We start from the raw sequence: 23,907 nt of genomic DNA, 5'->3' as shown, positions 1-23,907 counted from the left end.
GACGCCGATCGGCTCGAAAAACGCTGTCGAATCTAATGTTTTTCCTCGTCGATGTCGATAGATAACAGGATAGGATTCTAATCGTACCCAGGGAGCGACCCGTCCATGATACTGATGCCCCTAAGCATGTGCCGGCCCGGGATGAGGCTGGCCAAAAAGGTTCTCTCCGGGGAGGGACTCGTCCTGCTTGGCGAAGGCTTCGAGCTGACGAGCCGGCTCATCGAGCGGCTCCAGGAATGCCAGATCAATTTCCTTTTCATCCAGGACGAGGCGACCGACGACATCCTGATCAACGAGCTGATCAGCGAGGATACGATGCGGGTCGCGATGACGGAGATCCGGGCCAGCTTCCGGCAAATGATGGATTTGCCCCAGCGCAGGCGCGGAGCGGCCTATCCTTTCGTCGGACCGCAGCTGCGCGACGTCATGAATCGGGTCATCGACGACCTGTCCGCGCATAAGGAATCCGTCGTCATGCTCATGAACATGGCGTCGGTGGACAATTATCTGTACCAGCATTCGTTCAACGTCTGCGTCTACTCGACGATGCTCGGCATCCATCACGGCTACTCGCGCGACGAGCTGACCGTGCTCGGCATGGGAGCGCTGCTGCATGACGTCGGCAAGACGATGGTGCCGGTCGAGCTGCTCAAGAAGCCCGGTCTGCTGACGCGGGAAGAATTCGAAGAGATGAAGCGCCATACGGAATACGGCTACGAGCTTCTCCGCCATGAGGCGGGCGTGCCGGCCGCCGCCGCGCTGTGCGCGCTGCAGCATCACGAGCGGCTCGACGGCAGCGGCTATCCGTTCGGCCTCAAGGGCAAGGAGATCCACGAGTTCTCCAAATGGATCGGCATGGTCGACTCGTACGACGCGATGACGACCAACCGGATCTACCGCGAGCCGATGCTGCCGCATCAGGCGGTCGAGGCGCTGTACGCCGGCACCGGCACCCAGTACGAGCAGTCGATGGTGCAGCTGTTCCGCGACAAGGTCGCCATCTATCCGGTCGGCATGACGGTCCGCCTCAAGACCGGCGAGATCGGCGTCGTCGTCGACGTGCGGCCGAGCTGCCCGCATCGGCCGGTCGTGCGCGTCCTGCGCGACGACGAGGGCGTGCGGCTGCGCGCGCCGTACGAGATCGACATGTCGCTGCAGCTTACCCGCATGATCGCCGGCGTCAACGACGAGTTGCCCGAGGCGCAGCTTGCGGGCGCGCCGTCTTGATCGTCTCGGCAGCATCAGGCAGCGGTTTCGGGGGAGCCTACGGGCTCCTTTTTTTGCGTTGGCGGCGCCCGGCGGTTTGATTCGATCGGGAAGGGGAAGTACAATAAAGGCCAAGTGTTTCATTAATAAACGATAAGGTGCTGGATCGAACATGAACCCAGAAATGACGCTTCAACCGCTGCTGACGCCGCTGTCCCCGCAAAACGACCCGTGGGACCCGCTCGGCAGCCTGGAGCGCTTCGGCCGACATGCCCTGACGAGCGTCGAATTCACGGTCACGAACCTGTGCAACATGCGCTGCGAGCATTGCGCGGTCGGCGACACGCTGACGATGCGCGAGCCGGACAAGCTGCCGCTCGAGCTGATGCTCTCGCGGCTCGACGAGGTCGAGCAGCTGCAGACGATCAGCATCACCGGCGGCGAGCCGTCCTATTCCGAGCGGACGGTGCGCGACTATATCGTGCCGCTGCTGAAGTACGCCCGCAGCCGCGGCATCCGCTCCCAGCTCAACTCCAACGTCACGCTCGACTATTCGCGCTACGAGCTGATCGCTCCTTACCTTGACGTCATGCATATCTCGTTCAACTACACGTCGGCGGACGACTTCCATGAGGTGGGCTTCGCGCGCTCGGGCCATTCGGTGCCGCGCTCGGCCGCGGTCCGGATGTACGAGCGGATGATCGACAACGCGCGCCGGCTGAGCGACGCGGGCGTGCTCGTCTCCGCCGAGTCGATGATCAACTACCGCACCTGGCGCAAGATGCCGGAGATCCACCGGCTCATCCGCGAGATGGGCTGCGAGCGCCATGAGGTGCATCCGATGTATCCGAGCGCCTGGGCCGGCGATCTGCCCGCACTGAGCAAGGAGCAGATGCGTCAGGCGGTGGAGGAGCTGCTCGACGCGCGCGACCCGCAGCTGTGGATGCTGTTCGGCACGCTGCCGTTCTACTCGTGCAGCTCCGATCCCGCCGACCGCGACCTGCTGGCGCGGCTCGGGCGCGAGCCGAACGTGACCGTGCGCAACGATCCCGACGGCCGCAACCGGCTCAACGTCAACCTGTTCACAGGCGAGGTGTTCGTGACGGACTTCAGCGACATCCCGGCGTTCGGCAACGTGCAGGACGAGCGGCTCGACGACGTGTTCGCCCGCTGGCTGGACCATCCGCTCAGCCGCAGCGTCAGCTGCCATTGTCCGGCTGCCGCCTGCTGCGGTCCGAACCTGCTCGTGAAGCAGATGTATTACGAAGAGGTCGATTTCATGAAGCAGAAGGCCGTGCTCTAGGGCGTGTTTGCAAACACGCCTTAGCCGGCGCATTCTGCCCGTAACGGAGGCCGAACGTCATGACAACCGAGTTCCATCCGGGCGATATCGCGCTGAACCTGCTCGTCGTCGTCGTGCTCGTGCTGCTGAACGGCTTTTTCGTCGCGGCGGAGTTCGCCCTCGTCAAGGTGCGGACGACCAGGCTGACGCAGCTCGCCTCGGAGGGCAGCAAAAAAGCCGGCTACGCGCTGCGCATCGCCCATCGCCTCGACGCCTATCTGTCCGCGACTCAGCTCGGCATCACGCTCGCCTCGCTCGGCCTCGGCTGGGTCGGCGAGCCGGCGATCTCCCATCTGATCGCCGAGCCGCTGCTGCACCGAATCGGCATCGCCGACGAGACGGTCGTCTCGACCGTGTCCATCGTCATCGGCTTTCTCGTCATCACGTTCCTGCACATCGTCATCGGCGAGCTGGCGCCGAAGTCGCTCGCGATCCAGAAGTCCGAGGGCGTGTCGCTCTGGCTGTCCGCGCCGCTGCTGTTCTTCTATGCGATCTTCAAGCCGGCGATCCTGCTGCTGAACGGGGCGGCGAACCGGCTGCTACGCCTGATCGGCATCGAGCCGGCGAGCGAGCACGAGTCGGCCCATACCGAGGAGGAGATCCGTCTGCTCGTCAACCAAAGCGCGCAGAGCGGCATCATCGACGACAACGAGATGAAGCTTGTCGGCAATGTATTCGACTTCGCGGACCTGCTGGCGCGCGAGGTGATGCTGCCGCGAACGGACATGGACTGCCTGTTCACGACGCGCTCGCTCGAGGAGAACCGCGAGATGGTGTATCGGACCCGGCATACCCGCTATCCCGTGGCAATCGAGGAGAAGGACCAGATCATTGGCTTCGTGCACATCGCCGACCTGCTGACTGCGGACCGCGGCAGCGTGCCGGATCTGCGCAAGCTGATCCGGCCGGTGCTGAACGTGCCGGAGTCGATGGAGGTCAGCCAGGTGCTGCAGCTCATGCAGGCGCGCCACAGCCAGCTCGCCGTCGTCGTCGACGAGTACGGCGGCACGGCGGGCATGCTGACGGCCGAGCTGATCCTCGAGGAGATCGTCGGCAAGATTCATGACGAGTTCGACGAGGCGCCGCCGGCGATCACGGTCCAGGGGGAGGCGACGACCGTCGACGGCCGCATGCTGATCGACGACATCAACCGCCTGCTGCAGCTCGATCTCGAGGACGAGGAGGTCGATTCCATCGGGGGGTGGATGTTCCGCCGGCTGGGCGGCACCCCCGAGCAAGGCAAGAAAATCGGCTATCGCGAATATACATTCGAGGTAGCGGAATGCCAGCCTCTGCGCGTGCTGCGCGTCCGCATCTACCGCAATCCCGAAGCCGCTGCAGATCGGGACGAGCCGGCAGAGGAGAGCTAGCGCGGAGCGTCCGGAGAGCTTCTTTTCGGGAGCCCGGCAGCGGCCAGCCTCGCCGGAAGGGAGATCTGCGGGGACTGCAGCCCCGGGGAGAATGGCCTTGCCGATCAAAACGCTCGTTTTCATTGCCGTAGGCTTGCTGCTGCTGTACCTCAGCTTCACCGTCGGCGCGCCGTTCCTGCTCGCGCTTGTCGTCGCCATCTTTTTGGAGCCGCTCAACCGGCTGCTGATGCGCAAGGCTGGCATGAGCCGGCTCGCGGCCGCGGCCGCGAGCAGCACGCTGTTCACCGTGCTGCTGCTGGCGCTTGCCGCCGGCATCGGCTTCAAGCTGGCGGCGGAGCTGATCGCCTTTTGGAACCGCGCGCCGGCGATGGTGGCGGATGCGAACGTCTTTTTCCGAGAAAAGTTCGAGCATGCCAAGGACGTCTACATGACGATCCCGCCGGAGACGGCCGTGCAGCTGGAAAAGGTGCTGAACGGGCTCGCCAGCTCGCTGACGGGCATGGCGACCGCGCTCTCAGGCTCGGTTGTCGCCGTCGCCTCGGGCCTGCCGGGAATGTTCATCTTCATGATCGTGTTCCTCGTCGCGGTGTACATGTTCAGCTTCGGCCTCGACACGATGAGGGCGTCGTTCCTGTCGCTGTTCCACGAGGACTCCCAGCCGCAGCTCGGGCAGGTGCTCGACAACCTCAAGGACTCGATCTTCGGCTTCCTGCGCTCGCAGCTGCTGCTCAGCCTCGTGACGTACGTCCTGACGCTGATCGGCCTGGCGAGCATGGGCATCGACTACGCGATGGCGATCGCGCTGCTCGTCGTTGTCGTCGACATCCTGCCGATCCTCGGCACCGGGTCGGTGCTCGTGCCGTGGGCGGCCTACATGCTGCTGGCCGGCCACAGCGGCACCGCGTTCGGCCTCGTGCTGCTGTTTCTCGTCATCACCGTCGTGCGGCGCATCATCGAGCCCAAAATTCTCGGCGACTCCGTCGGCATCGGCGCGATCTCCGCGCTGATCAGCCTTTATGTCGGCTTCAAGCTGGTCGGCGTCATCGGCGTTTTTCTCGGCCCGCTCGTCGTCATCATCTACATGGCGGCGCGCAAGGCCGGCCTGTTCCAGCTCAAGATCCGCCTGTAGCCGCCTTCGGCGCAGGCGAAAAAGCCCGCTTTTCCCGACTGTCGGGAGAAGCGGGCTTTTTTGGCGCGCACGGCCTTCCTCAAGGGAACCGCCTAAGGCGACGGGGCGCGGGCCGGCTCCCTTCCGCGCCGTCCGCTTCGCGCGAACGGCAGGTAGAGCAGCAGGAACAGCAGCAGCGCGACGGCCTCGAGCGACAGGATGTACCACGGGTACGGGCCGAGATAGTCGAGCAGCGACGAGCTCGGCGGCTTGCGGGCGAGGAACATGTAGTTCGCTCCGGTCAGCCGGTTGACCGCGAACACGAAGGCGGCGATCGCGTTGACCGCTCCCCAGGCGATGAACGGCGAGCGCAGCGTCGGGCGGAAGCCTTCGACCCAGACCATGTAGAGGGCCGCCAGGAGCAGCAGACCGTGCGCGGCAAAAAACTCGAGGAAGCGGAAATGCGGAAACGCATAGCCGAGCACGGGCGTGGCAAGCGCCTGCAACGCGCCGCCGATCGCGGTGAAGTAGACGATCTGGAACAGCAGCCGGCTGCGCAGCAGCAGCATGATGACGGACAAATAAAGCGAGATGCTGCACAGCTCCAACGGAAGGGTGGCCTCCGGGCGGAACACGCCGTTCGAGACGTACCAGACGTTCAGCAGAATCTCGCAGGCGGCGAGCAGTCCGGCCAGCGCGTAGCGACCGGACGCGGGGCGGCGGCGGGCCAGCGGCCCGCGGAAGGCGAACAGCAGCAGGACCGCGGCGAAGATGAGTCCGAGGCTGATCAGATGGGCAGGACTGTAGGCGACGAAGCGCTCGGTAATGTCGGAATCGAACATGGCGACCTGCCTTTCGGACGGAGTTGGGAGGAGGCGCAGGGAGCGCGATCGCTTCTACTTCGCCGTAGCCCCGGCAAAGTCCTATCGGATGGCATCGCCAAAAAGTAAAAGGCAAGTTGGATAAGCCCCGGCTCATACGCTTTAAGGAGCAGCACAGCATCCGGCCTGCAGCCGCTGCGTCGACAGAAGGAGGCTCGGCCGGGCAAGGAGGCAGGACATGAGGCTACAGGCAGCAAGAGGTATGTTCGGAGGCGGCCAGGGCGGTTATGCCGGCCAGCCCGGCGGCGTCGCGTATGGCGCCCCGGCCTATGCCGGCGGGGCCCCTGGCTTCGGCGCCCCGCAGCAGGCTTACCGCAGCGAGGCGGAGCTGGCGGCTGCGGCCGCTTACGGCCAGCCCGCATACGGCGCGGCGGCGGGCTACGGAGCGCAGGCGGGAGCAGCGGGCGAGCTGCCGCCGCCGGGCGTGCCGGGAGCCGGCTACAGGGAATGGCTTCCCTTTCGGGGAGCATGCGATCCGTGCCCGCCGATCGGCGTCAGGCGGTATGTCATTCCGCCGAATCAGTACATCCTGTACCAGCCGACGGGGTTGCCTCAATATCCGCTCGAGGAGGCGCTGCGCCTCGGCACGCTGTGGCCGGCGCTGTACAGTCCTTATGAGCCAGGCTGCGGAAGGAGCTGAACGGATTCGATGAGCGAGGAGCAGCAGAAGCAGGCATTCGACAAGGAGGCCTATCAAGCCGGACTGAAGGAGCTTCAGGTGCTGGATTTTGCGCTGGTGGAGCTGAACCTGTACTTGAACACGCATCCGGGGGACTTGCAGGCGATCCAGCAGTTCAACCAGCTGGCGCAGAAGCGGCAGGCCGTGGCGCAGCAGTTCGAGCTGCAGTTCGGACCGCTGGTCAATTTCGGCAACAGCTATTCCCGGTATCCTTGGCAATGGAACGAGACGCCGTGGCCTTGGCAGGTATGAGCATGGACGATCGGCGCGGAGCGGCGGAGCGGCCGCCCGGCCCGGCGGAGCGGCATGCGGCGCTGGCGGCGGAGCCGGGATGCAGCAGAGCCTGCTCCCGCCCGTGTCCGCGCAGGGAGGCGAGGGCCCGGGCCGAGGCGGCGGAGCGCGCGCCGCAGGCGGCCGGGCATGGACAAGAGCAACAATCGCGGATAGACGCCAGCGAGGGGGGATGAGGGCATGTGGCTGTATGAGAAGAAGCTGCAATATCCGGTAAAAGTCAGCAAATGCGACCCGATGATGGCGAAGTTCCTCGTCGAGCAGTACGGCGGCGCGGACGGCGAGCTCGCGGCGGCGCTGCGCTACCTGAACCAGCGGTATACGATTCCGGACAAGGTGATCGGCGTGCTGAACGACATCGGGACGGAGGAATTCGCGCATCTCGAGATGATCGCGACGATGATCTACAAGCTGACCAAGGACGCGACGCCGGAGCAGCTGCGCGAGGCGGGCCTCGGAACCGACTTCGTCAATCATGGCGGGGACTTGTTCTACAACAGCGCGGCCGGCGTGCCGTGGACGGCGACCTACATCGCGGCCAAAGGCGATCCGCTCGCGAATCTGTACGAGGATATCGCGGCCGAGGAAAAGGCGCGGGCGACCTATCAGTGGCTCATCGACTACACCGACGACGTCGACTTGCAGGACAGCCTGAAGTTCCTGCGCGAGCGCGAGATCGTGCATGCGATGCGCTTCCGGGAATCGGTCGAGATCATCAAGGCGGATATGGGGCAGAAGAAGATTTACTGACGGCTGCCCGACATAACAGGAAGGCACGGACATAGAAGCAGACGGAAAAAACGCCCGGAGGCAGGCTCCCGGCGTTTTTGCGCATAATCAGGGAATGATGCGGTCAAAGATGGACGGACGATGGCCGCCGCCATGGAAGCCGCCGCCGCCGTGGAAGCCGGGGCCGCCGTGAAAGCCCGGGCCGCCCGGCCCGAAGCCGGGACCGCCCGGGCCCCCAGGGCCGAAGCCAGGACCGCCGGGGCCGAAGCCGGGACCGCCCGGGCCGTGAAAGCCGGGACCGAAGCCCGGACCGAAGCCGGGACCGAAGCCGGGACCGAAGCCGCCGATCGGCAGCGGTATCGGCAGCGGCAGCACCTCCGGATAAGGAGGGTAGGGATACGGGTACGGATAAGGATAGGGATAGGGAGGATAGGCGGGCGGTACGGGAACAAAGGACATGGGATGCGCCTCCGTTGCAATGGGATGCTACAGCTTATGCGCGGGAGGGCTGGGAGGACACTCGCCTATTTGATCGCCGGCTTCCAATAGGCAGATTTTGGCTTGCTAACCGGGACTGGAGCCGCTACATTCATGTCAACGGGCAACGATTGCCGATCATGCCGCATGGACGGGGGGACAGCGCGATGGACAGAGAGCTGCGGGAAGAGATGGATCTGGCTTTGCTCTGGGACAAGGTGGAGGAAGCGGTGTACGTGCTGGATCCGGAGTGGAGGTTCATCTATGCGAATCGGATGACCGAGCATTTTGCGGGCAAGCCGCGGGAACAGCTGATCGGCACTCTGCTGTGGGATCTGTTTCCGGCGAATTGGGTCGAGCGGGCGAAGCCCGTCTTCGAGCAAGCAGCTGCGACGGGACGCTCGTCCCGCTTCGAGGAATATTCTCCCGAGTCCGACCGCTGGTACGCCGTGCAGGCGCTGCCGCTGCCCCCGGGGCTGGCCGTCGTCTTGCGCGAGATCACGGCGGAGCGCAAGAACAGCCAGCGTCTCGACCAGCGCTATGAGTCGCTGTTCCGGCAAAATCAGGACTCGGTGTTCCAGATGGATCTGGAAGGGCGCTTCGTGCTCGTCAATCCCGCGATGGCCGCGATCACCGGCTATTCGGAGAGAGAGCTGATCGGCAGCAGCTTCGAGCCGCTGCTTCATCCGGACGAGCTTCCTGAGGCGAGGGAGCACTTCCGGCTCGCCGCTGCCGGCCAGCCTCAGTATCGCGAATATCGGATCATCAACAGCCAGGGGCATGAGCTGTACGGGCAGGTGACGAAATTCCCGATTGTCGTGGACGGGCATGTGATCGGCATTTTCGGCATGGGCAGAGACGTCACGCTGCAGAAGCGGAGCGAGCTGAAGATCCGGGAAGCCGAGCGGCGGCTGCGGTCGCTGATCGCCCATCATTCGGATGCGATTCTGGAGCTGGACAACGACGGAAAAGTGAGGGAATGCAATCCTGCCGGTCTGAAGCTGCTCGGAGCGCAGCCGGAGGAGCTGGCCGGGATGCGGCTTGACGAGCTGATGAAGCTCGACGAAGAGAGGAGAGACGAGCTCACCCGGCTCTGGGATGGCGCCGATTGCCAGATGTCTCCGCTGGCGCTGCCGTTGCCGCTGCGGAGCGGAGAAACGATTTTGGCGGAGGTGGAGTTCGTGCCGATCCTGATCCATGGACAGCGGGACGGCGCGTATTTGATCCTCAAGGATCTGACGCAGAAGCTCGAGACGGAAAAGCTGCTGCTCAAATCGGAGAAGCTGCAGACGGCGGGCCAGCTCGCCGCGGCGGTCGCGCATGAGATCCGCAACCCGCTCACCTCGCTCAAAGGCTTCGTCCGGCTGCTGGAAACCTATAACGAAAGGCCGGAGAAAGCCTACATGTTCCAGATTCTGCAGGAGGAGATCAGCCGCATCGATTCGATCACGAACGAGCTGCTCATGCTGGCCAAGCCGCAGAAAAGCATCGTGAAGCAAGTGCGCTTGGACGGCATTCTGGAAGCGGTTGCAACGCTGATGAGCCCGCAGGCGCTGCTCAAGAGCATCGAGCTGAGGCTGGAGCCGCTTCCGGAGGCGGTCGTGCTCGGAGAGGAATACGGGATCAAGCAGGTGTTCGTCAACCTCGTCAAGAACGCCATCGAGGTCATGGAGCAGGGTGAGATCCGCATCGAGCTGGAGGCCGCTGCGGAGGGTTGGCATGTGCGCGTGGCCGACGAGGGCGGAGGCATGCCGGAAGAATGCCTCGACCGGCTCGGCGAGCCGTTCTATTCCACCAAGGAGAAGGGGACGGGGCTCGGGCTGATGGTGACGAAGCGCATTCTGGAAGCCCATGACGGCACGATCGAGTTCCGCAGCCGCAGGCATGTCGGCACGGTCGTGGAGGTGTATCTGCCTCGGGAAAGCCCGCTGCAGAAGCGTCGGATCGCGGAAGCGGGCGAGCTGCCGGGCGACCGGCTGCGCCTTGCCGGGGCGGACAGGCTGGGCTATAGTGGGAAAAGCGAGGAAAGGGGAGAACCGGGATGACGGAACAAGCGGCCGGAAACGTGCGGCTCGAGCGGCCGGAGGCGATCCTGTTCGACATGGACGGAACGCTGCTGCAGACGGAGACGCTGCTGATGGAGGCGCATGGGCGCATCTTCGCGGCGCTGCGCGAGGAGGGACTGTATGCGGAGCCGGAGCCGCCGGTGGAGGCTCTGCTCGGCTGCCTCGGCATGCTGCTGGAGGACATCTGGCTCAAGCTGATGCCGACCGCGTCCGAGGCGGCCCGCGAGCGCGCCAACGAGCTGCTGCTGCAGTTCGAGCTGGAGGAGCTGGCGGCCGGCAAAGGCGTGCTGTACGAAGGCGTAACCGAGACGCTCGCCGAGCTGCGCGCGAGGGGAATCCGGCTGTTCGTGGCGAGCAACGGCCTGCAGCCTTATGTCGAGGGCATCGTCCGGCACAAGCGGCTGGAGCCGCTGTTCGACGGCCTTTACACGGCCGGCGGCCGAGGCACGGCGACCAAGGCAGAGCTCGTCCGCCTGCTGCTCGCAGAGCATGGCGTCGCCCGCGCCTGGATGGTCGGCGACCGCTCCTCGGACGTCGATGCCGGCAAGCGCAACGGCTTGCCGGTCGTCGGCTGCGATTACGCCGACTTCGGCGCGTCGTCCGAGCTCGACGGGGCGGATGTCCGCATCCGCCGCTTCGGCGAGCTGCTGGAGCTGCTCGGAGAGTAGAGCGGCCGTCAGCCGGGGAGCGCGGCTGGACGTAGAGAAGCAAGGCGGGACGCCCGAGCGCGGCGCCGGCTGCGGAAAGCCCGCGGCCGGATTGCAAACGGAAAACCAGGACGAGGCCGGGAAGCAGCTTCGTCCTGGTTTTTTGATGTACGTATCTTTTCGTGTACAGCCGCTTTGCGGAGGAGCTGCGCCTTGGGGAGTCCGTAAGCCGATTTTATCGGGTTGCAGCCCGAGGAGCGAGCTCCGGGGAGTCCGCAAGCCGATTTTTTCGGGTTACGGCCCGAGAATCGCGCTCCGGAGAGTCTGCAAGCCGATTTTATCGGGTTGCAGGCCGAGGATCGCGCCCCGGGGAGTCCGCAAGCCGATTTTATCGGGTTGCAGCCCGGGGATCGCGCCCCGGGGAGTCCGTAAGCCGATTTTTTCGGGTTGCAGGCCGAGGATCACGCCCCGGGGAGTCCGTAAGCCGATTTTATCGGGTTGCGGCCCGAGAATCGCGCCCCGGGGAGTCCGTAAGCCGATTTTTTCGGGTTACGGCCCGGGGATCGCGCCGCGGGGAGTCCGCAAGCCGATTTTATCGGGTTGCAGGCCGAGGATCGCGCTCGGGGGAGTCCGCAGGCCGATTTTTTCACGAAATCGACCTTCCTAGGCTGCCCGGGTCCTTCCGAACGGACAAGACGGATTCTGTCTACTCCCCGTTCTCCTCCGTCTGCGGCGCGGCCGCTGTGTCGACTTGCTCGGCCGACGGATCGGCCTGCTTCGCCGACGAATCGGCCTGCCTCGCTGATGAATTGGCCTGCTTTACCGACGGATCGCCCTGCTTCGCCGCCGTATCGGCCGGCGCGGCAAGAGGCTCAAGCTCCGCCTCATCCATGTCAGCGGAAAGAGCGGAACTCGCCGGCGCCGGGACGGAGCGGATCGTCGGCTTGTTCGCCGCGAACGGACCCGATCCGGCCAGCGGTCTCGGCTTGCGCCGCCGATCCGGCGACTCGTTCTCCTCGCGCCGCCCGCCAGGCGGCTGCTTCGAAACGCGTCCCTGCGCGCCGCCTGCCGCCGAGCGCTTGCCGCCGTCCGCGGCCGAGCTGGCCGCGCCGCTTTTGCCGCTGCCTGCCGCCGATCCGGCCAATCCGCTCCTGCCGCTGCCTGCGGCCGTCCCGGCCGGACCGCTACTGCCGCTGCCTGCCGCCGATCCGGCCAATCCGCTCCTGCCGCTGCCTGCCGCCGTCCCGGCCGGGCTGCGGCTGCCGCCGGGCTCCGCATTCCGGCGCTTCGAGCCGGAGCCGAGCGTCGCCGCTTCGTCTGCCGCCGGCCCCGAGCCGACCGGCTGCGCGCCGCCCAGGCTTGAACCGGTCGTGCGCGAGCCCGTCGTCCTCGATCCGGCCGTGCGCGAGCCTCTCGTGCGCGACCCGGCCGTGCGTCCGCCTGTCGTGCGGCCGCCGGACTTGCGTCCGCGTCTCGAGTAGAGGTACAGCGCGTACTCCAGCGGCTTCACGATGGCCCGCTCATAGGTCGCGAGATCGCCGCTCTGGCGGAACACCTCGCGCGCGGGCTTCGGATTGACCTCGAGCAGCCAGATGCCGCCTTTCTTGTCGATCGCCAGGTCGAGCGCCAGCTCGCACAGGCGGCCGTACTGCCGCTCCAGATGGGCCGCGACTTCGACGCCGAACTGCTCCGCCTCGCGGCGTACGGACGCGGCCAGCTCCTCGTCGCCGACCCAGGAGGAGAGCAGCTCCTCCATGCGCATCGCCTTGCCGCCGCCGTGCAGGTTGGAGGTGATGCTGCCCGCCGCGCCGACCCGGCCCGCGCAGCCGGTCGGCTCCCATTCGCCGCGGCCGTTCTTCTGCACGAGCAGCCGGTAGTCGTGGACGCGGCCGCTCGGCAGCTTGATCATGATGCCCTGCTGCACGATGTACTTGCCGCCGCCGAGGCTCCAGGAGGAAAGCCGCTCCTGCAGCGCGGCCGCTCCGACCTTCTGCGGCCGGATGATGCGCCGAGACTGATCGCGTCCTTGGATGAGATAGACGCCTTCCTTCTGCCGCTCGATCCGCAGGATGCCGCGCCCGCCCGTTCCGTTGATCGGCTTGAGGAAGACGAGCGGGAAGCGGCGCAGCATGTCGGCCAGATCCTTGTGTCCGGCATACAGCACGGTCAGCGGCTGCCGTCCTTGAAACCGGCTTTGCGCGGCCAGCGTCTTGTACACCGTCCATTTGTTGCGCAGCATCCGGTTGAGGAAGGTCAGATGGCCGTAGCGGGAGCGGAATTTCTGAAGCTGCTCGAAGCGGTAGCTCTGCTGGATGCGGCAGCGGTCGAAGATCATATGGGGAAAGGAGGTCCAGCGCCGCGACCACGTCTTCGACGACGGATCGTAGATCATCGCCTGGATCCGGTTCTTCTCGTAATCGACGTCGGCAGGCGTGAAGACGAACACGTCGAGCCCCATTTTCTTGCCGGCGACGATCATCCGCTGATAGATCGGGCGCTCCTCGAGCGCCTTGTTCTCATTGAGGTATAACGTTAAGATGCCGAGCACCGGCTGAGCCATGATCATCCCTCCTTGCAGCAGCGGGCTTTTTCGGAAGGAGCTCGCGGCCGGAAGGCCGGGAGGAGGGGGTTCGCGCCGCGCCTGCGGTGCGCGCTGCTTTCGTCGCCCCCGCCTCGGACCGCCCTACCTGGGACCGCCCCACCTGGGACCGCCCCACCTGGGACCGTTCCGCCTGAGGCCAAGCCGCCTCGGACCGCTCCGCCTCGGACCGCCCCACCTGGGACCGCTCCGCCTGAGGCCAAGCCGCCTCGAACCGCTCCGCCTCGGACCGCCCCACCTGGGACCGCTCCGCCTGAGGCTGAGCCGCCTCGAACCAAGCCGTCTCGAACCGCTCCGCCTGAGGCCGCTCCACTTCGAAACGCTCTACCTCAGACCGACCCGCCTGGGAACGCGCCGCATTGACTTGCGCCGTCTCAATCCGAGCCGCCTCGCGTAGCGCCTCCGCCCGCGCTGCGCCGTCTTGCGCGCCTTGCGCGGCAAGCGCGCCGGCGCCGCTGCGGAACACGAGCGTCGGCTTGCCGGTCGGGCCGTCCTCCAGCGCCACTGCGGCCATGCCAGCGCGGAAGCACATCTTCATGCTCGCGGCGTTGTCCGCGGCGACGCGGCAGTCGAGCGCTCCCCACGTCCGCTGCAGCTCGCGCAGCAGCCGGCTGCCGGCTCCTCGGCCGCGGCAGGGCGGCGAGACGGCGACAAGGCAGGCCTCCCGGCCTGCCTTGCGGGCAAAGGCGATGCCCGCCGGACGTCCCTGCTCCAGCAGGACGGCCAGCGCCGCCGCCGGAGCCCCTCCGCCCGCGGTCTCCAGCTCCTCCGCCCGCAGCTCCTTCAGAGCCGCTAGGCCCGCCGCCGACAGCCGTCCGCCGCCCCAGGCGGCCATCAGCCGCAGGAGCGGCTCCCGGCTGCGGGTCCATTGCTTCGGTGTCAGAAGCATTGCCTTCATGTCAAGCGCCTCCAGCCTTTCCCGGCTTCGGCGAGCGCATCAGATAGCTGCCGTAATGGAAGATGCGCTCGAGCGATTTCTTGCGGATATGAGGCTCGTCGAACTTCATCGGCTTGGAGTTGGCTTCGAAGAACCACAGTCCGCCCGCGGCATCGACGCCGAGATCCATCGACATCTCGCCGTGGCTATGGCCGCTGGCCGACTCGATCTGACGGGCCAGCTGCACGCAGGCGCTGCGCGCACGGCTGATCAGCTGGCGCGCCTTCTCCGCGCCGAACGCATGGCTGAGCAGCTTCTCCGGATCCTCGATGCTGCCGCCGCGCGGCACATGGGTCGTGATGCTCTTGGAGCCGGCGACCCTCGCGCCGACTCCGGTGACCGACCACTGGCCGGCGCCGTTCTTTTGCACGAGCGCGCGCAGGTCGAACCGCCGCTCCTGGTACAAGGCAAGGTCGATCCCTTGCTGGGCGATGTACGTTGCGCCGCCGCTCTCTTTCAGGATACGCGCCCATAGCTTGGTTACCGTCGAACAATTATAGGTGCTGCTTTTTTTCCGGTTCTGGATGCTGAGCCGGTACGGCAGCGGCTTCTCCGGATAGACGCGGATCGTCATGATGCCCTTGCCGGCCTTGCCGCTGACGGGCTTGAGGTACAGGTACGGATGCTTGCTCATCATCCGGTCGAGTCCGCCCACGGTCGCCATCCGGCGCGTCGCCGGGATGTAGCGCTTCGTCGCCTGCGATTTCCGCAGCCATTCGAACAGCTCCCATTTGTTGAAAAAGGACGGGTTGAACACGCCCTTCACGCGGGGACTCGCGAGCAGCAGCTTCAGCTTGCGCTGGACGCGCGGCATGAGCTCATCCTCGCGCTGCGGGATGCGGTTGTAGACGAGGTCGGGGAAAGGGAACAGTCCCTTTTCCCACTCGCCGCCCTTGCCCGCCGAGTCGGCGAGCGAGAAGCCGGTCAGCATCGGCTGGGAGAACTTCAAGTAGCGCATCGGCAGCACGTAGACGATGAAGCCCATCTCCTTGCCGGTCCGGACCAGATCGGCGAAATTGGCCCGGTTGCCGCGGAAGCCGAGCTTCGGATCGGACATCGTCAATATCGCCAGCACAGGCTTGCGCGCGGTCAGCTCGGCTGAAAATCCGTACGGAAGCTCGTATTCCATCAGCTGTCCCTCCCCCGGAAGCGGCTCAGGTAGAGGCAGTGCTCGAGGATGTACTCCAGCGAGGCCCGGCCCTCCGGCTTGAGCGCCGGATGCTTGAAGATCGAGCGGCCGGGCTTGGCGTTGGCTTCGAACATCCACACCTCGCCGTCCTTGTCGATGCCGAGGTCGAGGCCGAGCTCGCCGAGCCGATGCGGGTAGTTGCGCTCGATCGCCTCGCTCATCCGGACCGCGACGCGCTTCGCCTTCTCCAGCACCTCGCCGGCTTGGCTGCCGAACGTGCGCGAGAGCGCGTTGCCCGGCGTCATGAGCACGCCGCCGTTCTTGATATGCGTCGTCACGCTGCCCTTGCCGGCTTTTTTCGCTCCGATGCCCGCCGTCACCCATTCGTTGCGGCCGTTCTTGTGCATGTGGAAGCGGAAATCGAGCGGGCAGCCCTCGATCTCGACGAGCCGGATGCCCTGCTGCACGACATAGCCGCCGAACGAGCTGCCGTGCCGCGCGTGCATCGTGCGCATGAGCGCCTGGAAGGTGCCGAAGCGCAGCAGCACGTTTTTGCCGCCGCTGCGGTAGCGGGCGAAGTAGCCTTGCTTCGGCTGGTACGTCAGCCGGTAGATGCCGGCGCCGAGGCTGCCGCCGCTCGGCTTGAAGTAGACGAAGTGATGCTTTTCCAGCAGCTCCTTGATCTTGGCGTCGCTCGGACCGGAGACGGATTCCGGCAGATGGCGCAGCGCCTCCACGTCCTTGTCGAGCAGCTTGTAGACGTCGGACTTGTTGAAGTAGCTCCAGTTGAAGAACGGGATGCCCTTGCGGACGAAGCGCTCGCGCAGCGAGCTGATATAGGAACCGGTCTCGGCCTTGCGGCTCGGCAGCCGGTTGTAGACGACGTCGGGGAGGGGCACGGTCTTGCGATACCAGGAGCCGTCGGCGTTCAGGAAATAGCCGTTCACCGTCTCCTGCGGCCAGTTGATGTCCTTGGGGGTGAAGCCGAAGAAATACGCCTTCTTCTCGCCGATGCGGATCAGGTCCTTGATGAAGCCCGTGCGCGAGCCGAACGGCAGGGAGGAGCTGACATAACCGTCGCTCAGGATGCCGACGAGCGGCCCGAGCTGCACCTCGTTCTCCGAGGCGTGCAGCATGAACACGTTGCCCGACTTCGGCACGCGGATCTGCTGGCGGAGCGCCGAGCTGAGAAACACATGATTGCCCTCGCGCTTGACCGCCTTGACCGAGGCGGTGACCGTCTCCCGGCCGAGCTTGATCTGCAGCTTCTTTTTGTCCGACAGCTTGAGCGATCGGTACAGCGGCCCGGATACATAGACGACACGGTCCTTCTTATCCGAAAAATGCACGTTGCACAAAGTAAGACTCATGATGAACCTCCTGAACGTTCTGTCGCTAGGTTGGGTCGATTTATCGCGAAGGAGCGGCCGACGATCGGGCGCCGGAACGCTCCGGGACAGGGCGCGCGCCCAGCAGGCGGGCGTAGAGCAGCGGGCGTTCCACCGCCGTACGGGCGATGCCGCCGGGAAAAGACGAGAAGGCGTCGCGGCCGGGACGGGAGTTGAGCTCCAGCAGCCAGAGGCGGCCGTCCGGCTCGACGCCGAAGTCGAGGCCGAGCTCGGCGAGCCGGCCGAAGGCGTTCTCGGCCGCTTCGGCGGCAAGCAGCGCCAGCCGGTCGATCTCGGCCGAGCAGCGGGCCGCCCCTTCGGCGCCGAGCAGCAGCTCGAGGCCGTCTCGGGCGGGCAGCGCCTCGCCGCCGCCGTGCAGGTTGGAGGCGATGCCGCCGGGACGTCCGCGCCGCAGCGCCGTGCCGGTCAGACGCCAGCGTCCGCGCCCGTCCTTCTGCACGAGCGCCCGCACGTCGAACGGCCGGCCTTGGCGGTCGCATAGCGGCAGCTGCGGCTGGAGGATGTAGCGGCGTCCGCGGACCAGCCGCTCCGTCCGCTCGGCCGCCGCCTCCAGGTCGGGCAAGCGGGCGGCCAGCGTCCGGCCGTCCCCGGCGCGGCCGCGCAGCAGCCAGCCGCTGCCGTCCGGACCGAGGGACAGGACGCCGCGTCCCTGCATACCGCCGTCCGGCTTGAGGAAGACTGCTCCCCATTCGCGCGCGGCCTCCGCGACGGAGGACGCCCCGTTCAGCAGGCGGGTCGGCGGCGCGAGCGCGGCCAGCTCGGAGCCGGCGCGGCGCAGCGCCTCCAGCTGCGCGAGCTTGCCGGGCAGCCAGCTGCTGAGCCGCGCATGAGGATGGAGGCGGCGCATCCGCTCCAGCTGCAGCTCGCTGAAGCGACGGCTGGACGCTCCGCTCGGTCCGCAGCGGTCGTAGACGACGGCCGGCAGCGCGACTTCCCGCTCCTGCCAGCATCCGCCTTCGCGGACGTAGCCGGTCAGGGAGCCCGTTTCGGCGCGGAAGCCTTCCGCGGCGAATAGATGCAGCGGCAGGCGCAGCTCGGCGGCCCGTTCGGCCAGAGCCGCGAGGAATCCGTCCTCGGGAACCGTCAGCCTGCCGGAGCCGTCCGGCCGTGGCGCCTTTCCGATCCATACTCCGATTACGCCTGCATCGCTTTTCATCGCGGGCTCCTCCTCACGGGGTTCAGCTGCTGCTGCCGGCGGACCGGCGGCGGGCTGGCGGGCCGGACGCTATTGGAAGCCGGCCAAGTAACGCGCGTATTGGATCATGTTCCGCACCGAGGGGCGGATCTTGCCCCCTTCGAGCGGCGTGTTGTCGTTTTTGGACGGCTTGGAATTGACCTCCAGCAGCCAGACGCGGCCGCCGGTATCCATCGCCAGGTCGATGCCGAGCTCGCCGAAGTGGGCGGGAATGCGCTCCTCGATCCCCTTCGCGATGTCGAGCGCGGCCTTCTCCAGCTTGGCGCTTGCGCCGGCCTTGTAGCCGGGAGCGAGGCTGCTGCGCCCGACCGCCTCCTTGACGCGGCTGAGCGTGCCTCCGCGAGCCAGGTTGGAGACGAAGTGATTGCTGCCGGCCGTGCGGGCGACGACCGACGTGACGATCCAGGCGCCGGTGCCGCTGCGCTGCACGAGCGCTCGGAAGTCGACCGGCCGCTTGCCGATGTCGATCAGCGTCAGGCCTTGCTGGAGCTGGTAGCGGACCGTCTTCATCTTGCCGCCGAGCGAGCCGTAGAACTTGGCGAGAGTCGGATACGCCTGCCGCCGGATGCCGGTAGGGGCGGTGTAGGTGGCGAGGATGCCCTCGCCCTCCATCCGGCTCGCCTTGATGATGCCTTTGCCGAGGCTGCCCCGCACCGGCTTGAGGAAGACGGTAGCGTGGCGGGAAGAGACCGTCTTGAGATCGGCGAAGCTCTTCAGCAGCCGCGACTCCGGCAAGTATTTGCCGAGCGAGGGGTCCTTGCCGAGCGCATCGAACACCTCATGCTTGTCGAGGAACTTTTCGTTGAACACTTGCGTGCCGTAGCGTGACTTGGCTTCCCTGAACAGCTGCTGGACGGACGGACGGTTCTCGAGCTTGCGCGCCGTCAGCCGATTGTTCACGACGTCGGGCACAGGCAGGCTCGCCTTGCGCCAGCCGCCGTCGCCATGCACCCAGCCGTCGATGCGCGGACCGGGACCGGCCGCCTCGGGCGTAAAGAAGTATACATGGGCGCCTTGCGCGGCGCAGGCGTCGACCAGCTCGCGGCAGAACATCGTGATCGAGCCGAACGGCCGATCGGGCTGCTGCGGATAGTCGCGGCTGACGAGCACGCCGATCAGCGGACCGAGCGACAGCGTCTGGGTGCTCGGCCGGAAGTGCAGCCGCAGCGAGACGGCTCCGTGGATGCCCAGGCTGCGGGCCAGCGCGGAGGGCAGCCGCATCGTGTCGCCCTTGCCGCCGGATACGACCCGCACGGCGGTGCGGTACGAGCCGAACCGGAGCGCGATCGGAGTGCCGGACGGAATCTTGTGATGCTTGAGGACGGACTCGCCGAGCACGATCGCATCGTCGGCTCCGTGGCCTCCTTGGGTCACCTGGACGGCGATCTTGGACTTGGATTTGAGCATCGGTGAATCTCCTTCCGGAACGAAGGGTAACGCATGGCAGGTCTAGGTGAATGAAGCGAATTAATTCATCATATGAGGACATCTATCTCGTGGTTCTAGGCGCGATCCAAGAAGGACGGGACGCTTTGTACCAGCAGCGAAGACGCGGAGCCGCCAAGCGATTGTCCTCCGCCTCTTCACGATTGCCTCGTCGAAGCCGATAAATAAGACCTGGAAATATTGATATGTAAGTAGTGGGTGGGGGCGGAACGGTTGTGGCGTAAGGGGTTGGGCGTCGTTGGGATCGTCGTGCTGTTCGGCATCTGGCTGCCGCTCGGCATCTTTTCGGAGCGATGGGGCGGACAGCAGCCATTCCGGGCGGAGCAAGGCGTGATCGATCTGGCGGGCTGGGACGGCTCCGGCCGGATCGCGCTGGACGGGGAATGGGAGTTTTATTGGAACGAGCTGCTGCAGCCGGGCGAGACGCCGCGGGGAGAGCGCTCGTGGATGGAGGTGCCGGGCGTATGGAGCGGCAGCCGGGCTGCAGGCGCGGAGCGGCCCGTCTACGGAGCGGCCACCTATCGGCTGCGCCTGACCCATCTGTCCGAGCCGGGCGTGTACAGGATCAAAAAGATGAACATCCGCTTCGCCAGCGCGATCTACGTCGACGGCCGGCTCGTGCTCGAGGACGGCAAGCCCGCCCTTTCGGCGGAAGCTTACGTTCCGGGCAACTCTCCCGGCCTGGCGGTCGTCGAGATCAAGGGCTCGGAGGCGGAGATCATCGTGCACGCGGCCAATTACGATTATATTGATGCGGGCGTGCCGATGTCGCTCTATTTCGGCAAGGAGGAGGCGATCAACGCAGCCCATGAGCGCAGCCTGATCCGCGAGTCGGCGATGGCGGTCGTGCTGGCGGTCATCGGGCTTATCCATCTCGTGCTGTTCGCGGCGGTATGGCTGTACGGACAGCGCGACGAGCCGCTGCTGCTGTTCGGCCTCACCTGCGTGACGATGGCCGTCTTCAACGGCTTGCTCGGAGAGCGGCCGCTTGCCCTGCTGCTGGACGGGCTTTCCTTCCAGACGCTGTATACGATCAAGGACATGAGCGCGCTGGCCGGCTTTCTCGTCTCGCTCTACCTGATGATGCTGCTCCAAGGGAAAGGGGCGGACCGGCGGCTGACGAAGCTGTTCGCGCTCCTGCTGCTGGGCAGCCTGGTGCTGTTCCCGTTCCTCAGCATCCGCGAGTACCTCCCCTTGTACCGCGTCACGATCCTGCTCGAGCATGTGCTGATGGCCCGGGTGCTGTGGAGCGCTGCGGCGCGGCATGTCGCCGCTCCTCGCGGCCAGCGCTACGAGTCGCTGCTGCTGCTGCTCGCCGTGCTGCTGCTCAACCTGTATTCCTACGGCTGCCTGCTGTTCGGCATGTCGATGCTGGGCTCCCTGCTGATCAGCCAGATCTATCTGATTCTGTTCAGCCTCGTCGTGTTTCTCGTCATCGTCTACCGCTTCTACGGGGCGTTCCGCGACATGGAGCGCATGCATCGCAAGCTGCTGCGGCTCGATCGGCAAAAGGATGAGTTCCTCTCGTCGACGACCTACCAGCTCAAAGCTCCGCTGCAGGACATCGTGCATCTGGCGGACAGCCTGGCGCATGCCGGCGGGCCTGCTCCCGGCTCCGCGCGCAGCCTTGCGCTGATCGCCGGCACGGGCCGTCGTCTCGGCTATCTCGTGCAGGATCTGCATGACTTCTCCCGCCTCAAGCATGAGGACATCGTGCCGGAGCCGCGCAACCTCGATCTCCGCTCCGCGGTCGGCTCGGTGCTGGAGCTGCATCGCTTCCTGCTGAGCGGCAGGCTGATCGAGCTGGCGAACGGAGTTCCGGAAACGCTGGCGGCTGTTTATGCGGACGAGGATCGGCTCGAGCAGATTCTGCACCGGCTGGTCGAGCGGGCGGCGCTGCGGGCGGAAGAAGGCCGGATCGAGGTGACGGCCGAGGAGGAGCTCGGCTTCGCGGTCGTGACCGTCGATTTCGACGGCCGGCCGAGGCCCGCTCCGGATCCGGATGTCGCGCCATGCCTCGCCGCCGCAGACGGGGAAGCTGCCGATCTCGCGCTGTCGATCACGCGCCGGCTGATCGAGCTGCAGGGCGGACTGGCGCTTCAGCCGCTGCCGGGCAAGGAAGGACGCTCCTTCCGCTTCTCCCTGCTGCTGGAGAAAAATCCTGCCGCTTCCCGCAAGGCCGCCTGGCCGGCCGCAGGGGAGGCGGCGGCGGCCTCCGAAACGCCTGTCGCCCTTGCCGGCGGCAGCAAGGGCCAGACGGTCGTGCTCGTCGCCGAGCCGGACGCTGCCAGCCGGCATGCGGTGTGCCAGCTGCTTGCCCAGGAAGGGCTGCGGGCCGTGAGCGTCCGCTCCGCGGAGCAGGCGCGCGCGGCGCTTGCGCTGGAGGGGGAGCTGAGCCTCGTGCTGCTTGGCGTCTCGCTCGCGGACGGCAGCGGCTTCGATGCGCTCGAGCAGCTGCGGGGCCGCTTCTCGCCCTCTGAGCTGCCGGTGCTCATGCTGACCGGGCGCAGGCGCGAGGAGGAGCGCAGGCTCGCTCTCGACCTGGGCGCCAACGACTACATCTCCAAGCCGTTCGAGGCGGAGGAGCTGCTGGCGCGAGTCCGCAGCCTCGTCAAGCTGCGGCAGTCCGTCCGCGAGGCGCGAGAGCGGGAAATCGCCTTCCTGCGCTCCCAGATCAACCCTCACTTCCTCTACAATGCGCTCGGGGCGATCGCCGAGCTATGCGTGGAGGAGCCGGAAAAGGCGGAGCGGCTGACGCTCCATCTGTCGGGCTATCTGCGGGGCAGCTTCGACTTCGGCCAGCGGGACGGCATGTCGACGCTCGGCGCGGAGCTGAGGCTGATCGAGGCGTATACCGAGATCGAGAAGGCCCGCTTCGGCTCGCGGCTCCAGGTGACGCTGCGCTGCGAGGCCGATCCGGCGCTGCGGTTTCCGCCGCTGCTGCTGCAGCCGCTCGTGGAGAACGCGATCCGGCACGGCCTGCTGTCGAGGCCGCAGGGCGGCGAGGTGAAGGTGACGGTGGTCGAGCGCGAAGGCTATGTGCATGCGGCGGTGGAGGACGACGGAGCCGGCTTCGACGCGCAGGCGATGCTGTTCCGGCTCGAGCAGCCGGAGCGCATCGGCGGCGTCGGCTTGTGGAACGTGAGCGAGCGGCTGCGGCTGCTGTACGGGGAGCGGCTCGGCATGGACAGCCGCACGGGCTTCGGCTCGCGGCTGACGTTCCGCATTCCGGCGTCGAGCCGGACGAGCGAACCGAAAGAAGGAGGATGACCGATGCTGAGAGCGATCATCGTGGACGACGAGGAGCTGTCGATGCGCAGGCTGGCGAGAATCGCCGGCGAGCTGGGGGGCGTGGAGATCGCCGCGACCTTTTTCCATCCGTCCGAGGCCTGCGCCTACGTCCGGGATCATCACGTCGACGTGGCGTTCCTCGACATCAACATGCCGGAGATCGACGGCATGGAGCTCGGGCTGCGGCTGAGGCAGCTGCGGGAGCCGCTGCAGATCGTCTTTGTCAGCGGGTATGACCGCTATGCGGTCGACGCCTTCGAGCAGGACGCGGTGGATTATGTGCTCAAGCCGGTCAACGCGGAGCGGCTCGCCAAGACGCTCGAGCGGCTGAGCCGGCGCGCGCGTCCGCCCCAGCCGCCTCCGTCGGCGCCGAAGCTCGGCGTGCGGATGTTCGGCGGCCTCCGCTTTTTCCGCACGGACGGCCCCGGACGCGAGACGCCGATCAAGCTGCGCAGCCCGAAGACCGAGGAGCTGTTCGCCTATCTGCTGTGCAAGGGGACGGCGAGCCGGGAGGAGGTCGCCGACACGCTCTGGCGCGGGCTGGAGCCGGACAAGGCGGCCAAGAACATCAACTCGACGCTCTACTACATCCGCAAGTCACTGGCCGAGGCCGGGCTGGAGCCGCTGCTGCTGGCCGGGCGCTACGACATCCGGATCGACGCCGCGAGGGTCGACTGCGACCTGTACGAGTACGAGCGGCTCGTCCAGCGCATCCGCGCCGAGGCGGCGCCGGACGCGCGGCAGTTCGATCAGGCGGAGGCCGCGGCTCCGGGAGGCTTCCTTCAGGGCAGGCTGTACGAATGGGCGGCGGAGCTGTCCCGGCGGCTGGAGCGGGAGCGCATGGAGCGGCTGGAGGGCAAGGCGCGGCTGCTCGTGCGGGACGGCAAGCCGGCGGCGGCGTTTCCGCTGTTCGAGCAGATGCTCGAGCTCGATCCGCTGCGCGAGGACATCCACGAGGAGCTGATCCGGCATTATTTGTTTCTCGGCCGCACGCATGACGCGGCCAAGCAGTACCGGGAGCTGGAGGAGCGGCTCGCCCGCGAGCTGGGCACTGCTCCCGCCCGGCCCTTCGCCTCCTACGTCGGCTTCGCCCATTTCTAATCCT

Annotated in this window: 19 protein-coding genes; 11 read left to right on the top strand and 8 right to left on the bottom strand. The window is 66.4% G+C overall.

All coding sequences use genetic code 11. The annotated features are described in order from the left end of the window. Window positions 1–105 precede the first annotated feature (105 nt). From NYE40_RS17540 to ytvI, 4 genes are all read left to right on the top strand, one after another. Window positions 106–1,227: an HD-GYP domain-containing protein gene (locus tag NYE40_RS17540; protein WP_028599130.1), complete on the top strand. Its 1,122-nt coding sequence runs from the start codon at window positions 106–108 to the stop codon at window positions 1,225–1,227. Window positions 1,228–1,378: 151 nt separating this feature from the next. After that, window positions 1,379–2,509: a radical SAM/CxCxxxxC motif protein YfkAB gene (gene yfkAB, locus NYE40_RS17535; RefSeq protein ID WP_052333300.1), complete on the top strand. Its 1,131-nt coding sequence runs from the start codon at window positions 1,379–1,381 to the stop codon at window positions 2,507–2,509. 59 nt (window positions 2,510–2,568) lie between these two features. After that, window positions 2,569–3,918, top strand: a complete 1,350-nt coding sequence (locus tag NYE40_RS17530; protein ID WP_101807982.1) for a hemolysin family protein — start codon at window positions 2,569–2,571, stop codon at window positions 3,916–3,918. A 97-nt stretch (window positions 3,919–4,015) separates the two neighbouring features. Continuing rightward, window positions 4,016–5,047 (top strand): sporulation integral membrane protein YtvI, encoded by a 1,032-nt coding sequence (ytvI, locus tag NYE40_RS17525; protein WP_339278741.1) that lies wholly within the window; start codon window positions 4,016–4,018, stop codon window positions 5,045–5,047. A 92-nt stretch (window positions 5,048–5,139) separates the two neighbouring features. Here ytvI and NYE40_RS17520 read toward each other — a convergent pair whose 3' ends face one another. After that, a complete protein-coding gene (locus NYE40_RS17520) occupies window positions 5,140–5,868 on the bottom strand; it encodes a TIGR02206 family membrane protein (protein ID WP_101807981.1) in 729 nt (242 codons plus the stop codon). Window positions 5,869–6,085: 217 nt separating this feature from the next. Here NYE40_RS17520 and NYE40_RS17515 point away from each other — a divergent pair, with 217 nt between their 5' ends. The 3 genes from NYE40_RS17515 (at window position 6,086) to NYE40_RS17505 (ending at window position 7,627) form a co-directional block, all read left to right on the top strand. Then, window positions 6,086–6,547 carry a spore coat associated protein CotJA gene (locus NYE40_RS17515; protein ID WP_339278740.1) on the top strand — a complete coding sequence of 154 codons (462 nt, stop codon included), beginning with the start codon at window positions 6,086–6,088 and terminating at the stop codon, window positions 6,545–6,547. Window positions 6,548–6,556: 9 nt separating this feature from the next. Continuing rightward, on the top strand, window positions 6,557–6,838 hold the full coding sequence (locus tag NYE40_RS17510; protein WP_028599124.1) for a spore coat protein CotJB: 282 nt from the start codon (window positions 6,557–6,559) through the stop codon (window positions 6,836–6,838). A gap of 219 nt (window positions 6,839–7,057) precedes the next feature. Next, complete coding sequence (locus tag NYE40_RS17505) at window positions 7,058–7,627, top strand: manganese catalase family protein (protein WP_028599122.1); 570 nt, start codon at window positions 7,058–7,060, stop codon at window positions 7,625–7,627. 87 nt (window positions 7,628–7,714) lie between these two features. Here NYE40_RS17505 and NYE40_RS17500 read toward each other — a convergent pair whose 3' ends face one another. Then, entirely contained in the window at window positions 7,715–8,065 is a 351-nt protein-coding gene (locus NYE40_RS17500) for a hypothetical protein (protein WP_052333299.1), read from the bottom strand. A gap of 185 nt (window positions 8,066–8,250) precedes the next feature. Between NYE40_RS17500 and NYE40_RS17495 the strand changes: the two genes are divergently transcribed. After that, window positions 8,251–10,128 carry a PAS domain S-box protein gene (locus NYE40_RS17495; protein WP_052333298.1) on the top strand — a complete coding sequence of 626 codons (1,878 nt, stop codon included), beginning with the start codon at window positions 8,251–8,253 and terminating at the stop codon, window positions 10,126–10,128. Further along, the gene (locus tag NYE40_RS17490; protein ID WP_043111399.1) at window positions 10,125–10,817 is read left to right on the top strand and encodes an HAD family hydrolase; all 693 of its coding nucleotides are present in this window, start codon (window positions 10,125–10,127) and stop codon (window positions 10,815–10,817) included. Before NYE40_RS17495 ends, NYE40_RS17490 begins: the two co-directional genes overlap by 4 nt. Window positions 10,818–11,502: 685 nt before the next feature. Here the strand turns inward: NYE40_RS17490 and NYE40_RS17485 are convergent. The 6 genes from NYE40_RS17485 to NYE40_RS17460 form a co-directional block, all read right to left on the bottom strand. After that, the gene (locus NYE40_RS17485; RefSeq protein ID WP_084137333.1) at window positions 11,503–13,356 is read right to left on the bottom strand and encodes a YheC/YheD family protein; all 1,854 of its coding nucleotides are present in this window, start codon (window positions 13,354–13,356) and stop codon (window positions 11,503–11,505) included. Next, complete coding sequence (locus NYE40_RS17480; protein WP_052333297.1) at window positions 13,313–14,293, bottom strand: GNAT family N-acetyltransferase; 981 nt, start codon at window positions 14,291–14,293, stop codon at window positions 13,313–13,315. Before NYE40_RS17480 ends, NYE40_RS17485 begins: the two co-directional genes overlap by 44 nt. Before the next feature lies 1 nt (window position 14,294). Further along, window positions 14,295–15,461 (bottom strand): YheC/YheD family protein, encoded by a 1,167-nt coding sequence (locus NYE40_RS17475; RefSeq protein ID WP_028599120.1) that lies wholly within the window; start codon window positions 15,459–15,461, stop codon window positions 14,295–14,297. After that, window positions 15,461–16,831, bottom strand: a complete 1,371-nt coding sequence (locus NYE40_RS17470) for a YheC/YheD family protein (protein WP_153784051.1) — start codon at window positions 16,829–16,831, stop codon at window positions 15,461–15,463. The genes NYE40_RS17475 and NYE40_RS17470 overlap by 1 nt, the downstream gene beginning before the upstream one ends. Window positions 16,832–16,871: 40 nt before the next feature. Continuing rightward, window positions 16,872–18,026, bottom strand: a complete 1,155-nt coding sequence (locus NYE40_RS17465) for a YheC/YheD family protein (protein WP_052333296.1) — start codon at window positions 18,024–18,026, stop codon at window positions 16,872–16,874. Between the two features lie 69 nt (window positions 18,027–18,095). Continuing rightward, the gene (locus NYE40_RS17460) at window positions 18,096–19,472 is read right to left on the bottom strand and encodes a YheC/YheD family protein (protein WP_043111398.1); all 1,377 of its coding nucleotides are present in this window, start codon (window positions 19,470–19,472) and stop codon (window positions 18,096–18,098) included. 267 nt (window positions 19,473–19,739) lie between these two features. On the opposite strand from NYE40_RS17460, the gene NYE40_RS17455 reads away from it, so the two are divergent. After that, window positions 19,740–22,781 (top strand): histidine kinase, encoded by a 3,042-nt coding sequence (locus tag NYE40_RS17455; protein WP_339278739.1) that lies wholly within the window; start codon window positions 19,740–19,742, stop codon window positions 22,779–22,781. A 3-nt stretch (window positions 22,782–22,784) separates the two neighbouring features. Next, a complete protein-coding gene (locus NYE40_RS17450) occupies window positions 22,785–23,903 on the top strand; it encodes a response regulator (RefSeq protein ID WP_339278738.1) in 1,119 nt (372 codons plus the stop codon). The last annotated feature ends 4 nt before the right edge of the window (window positions 23,904–23,907 follow it).

Origin of the sequence: Paenibacillus sp. FSL W8-1187 (assembly GCF_037965485.1) — a bacterium.
GTDB classification, from domain to species: domain Bacteria; phylum Bacillota; class Bacilli; order Paenibacillales; family Paenibacillaceae; genus Paenibacillus_O; species Paenibacillus_O pasadenensis.
Note: the sequence above shows the minus strand (reverse complement) of the source record. Positions and strands in the feature narration are given on the sequence as shown.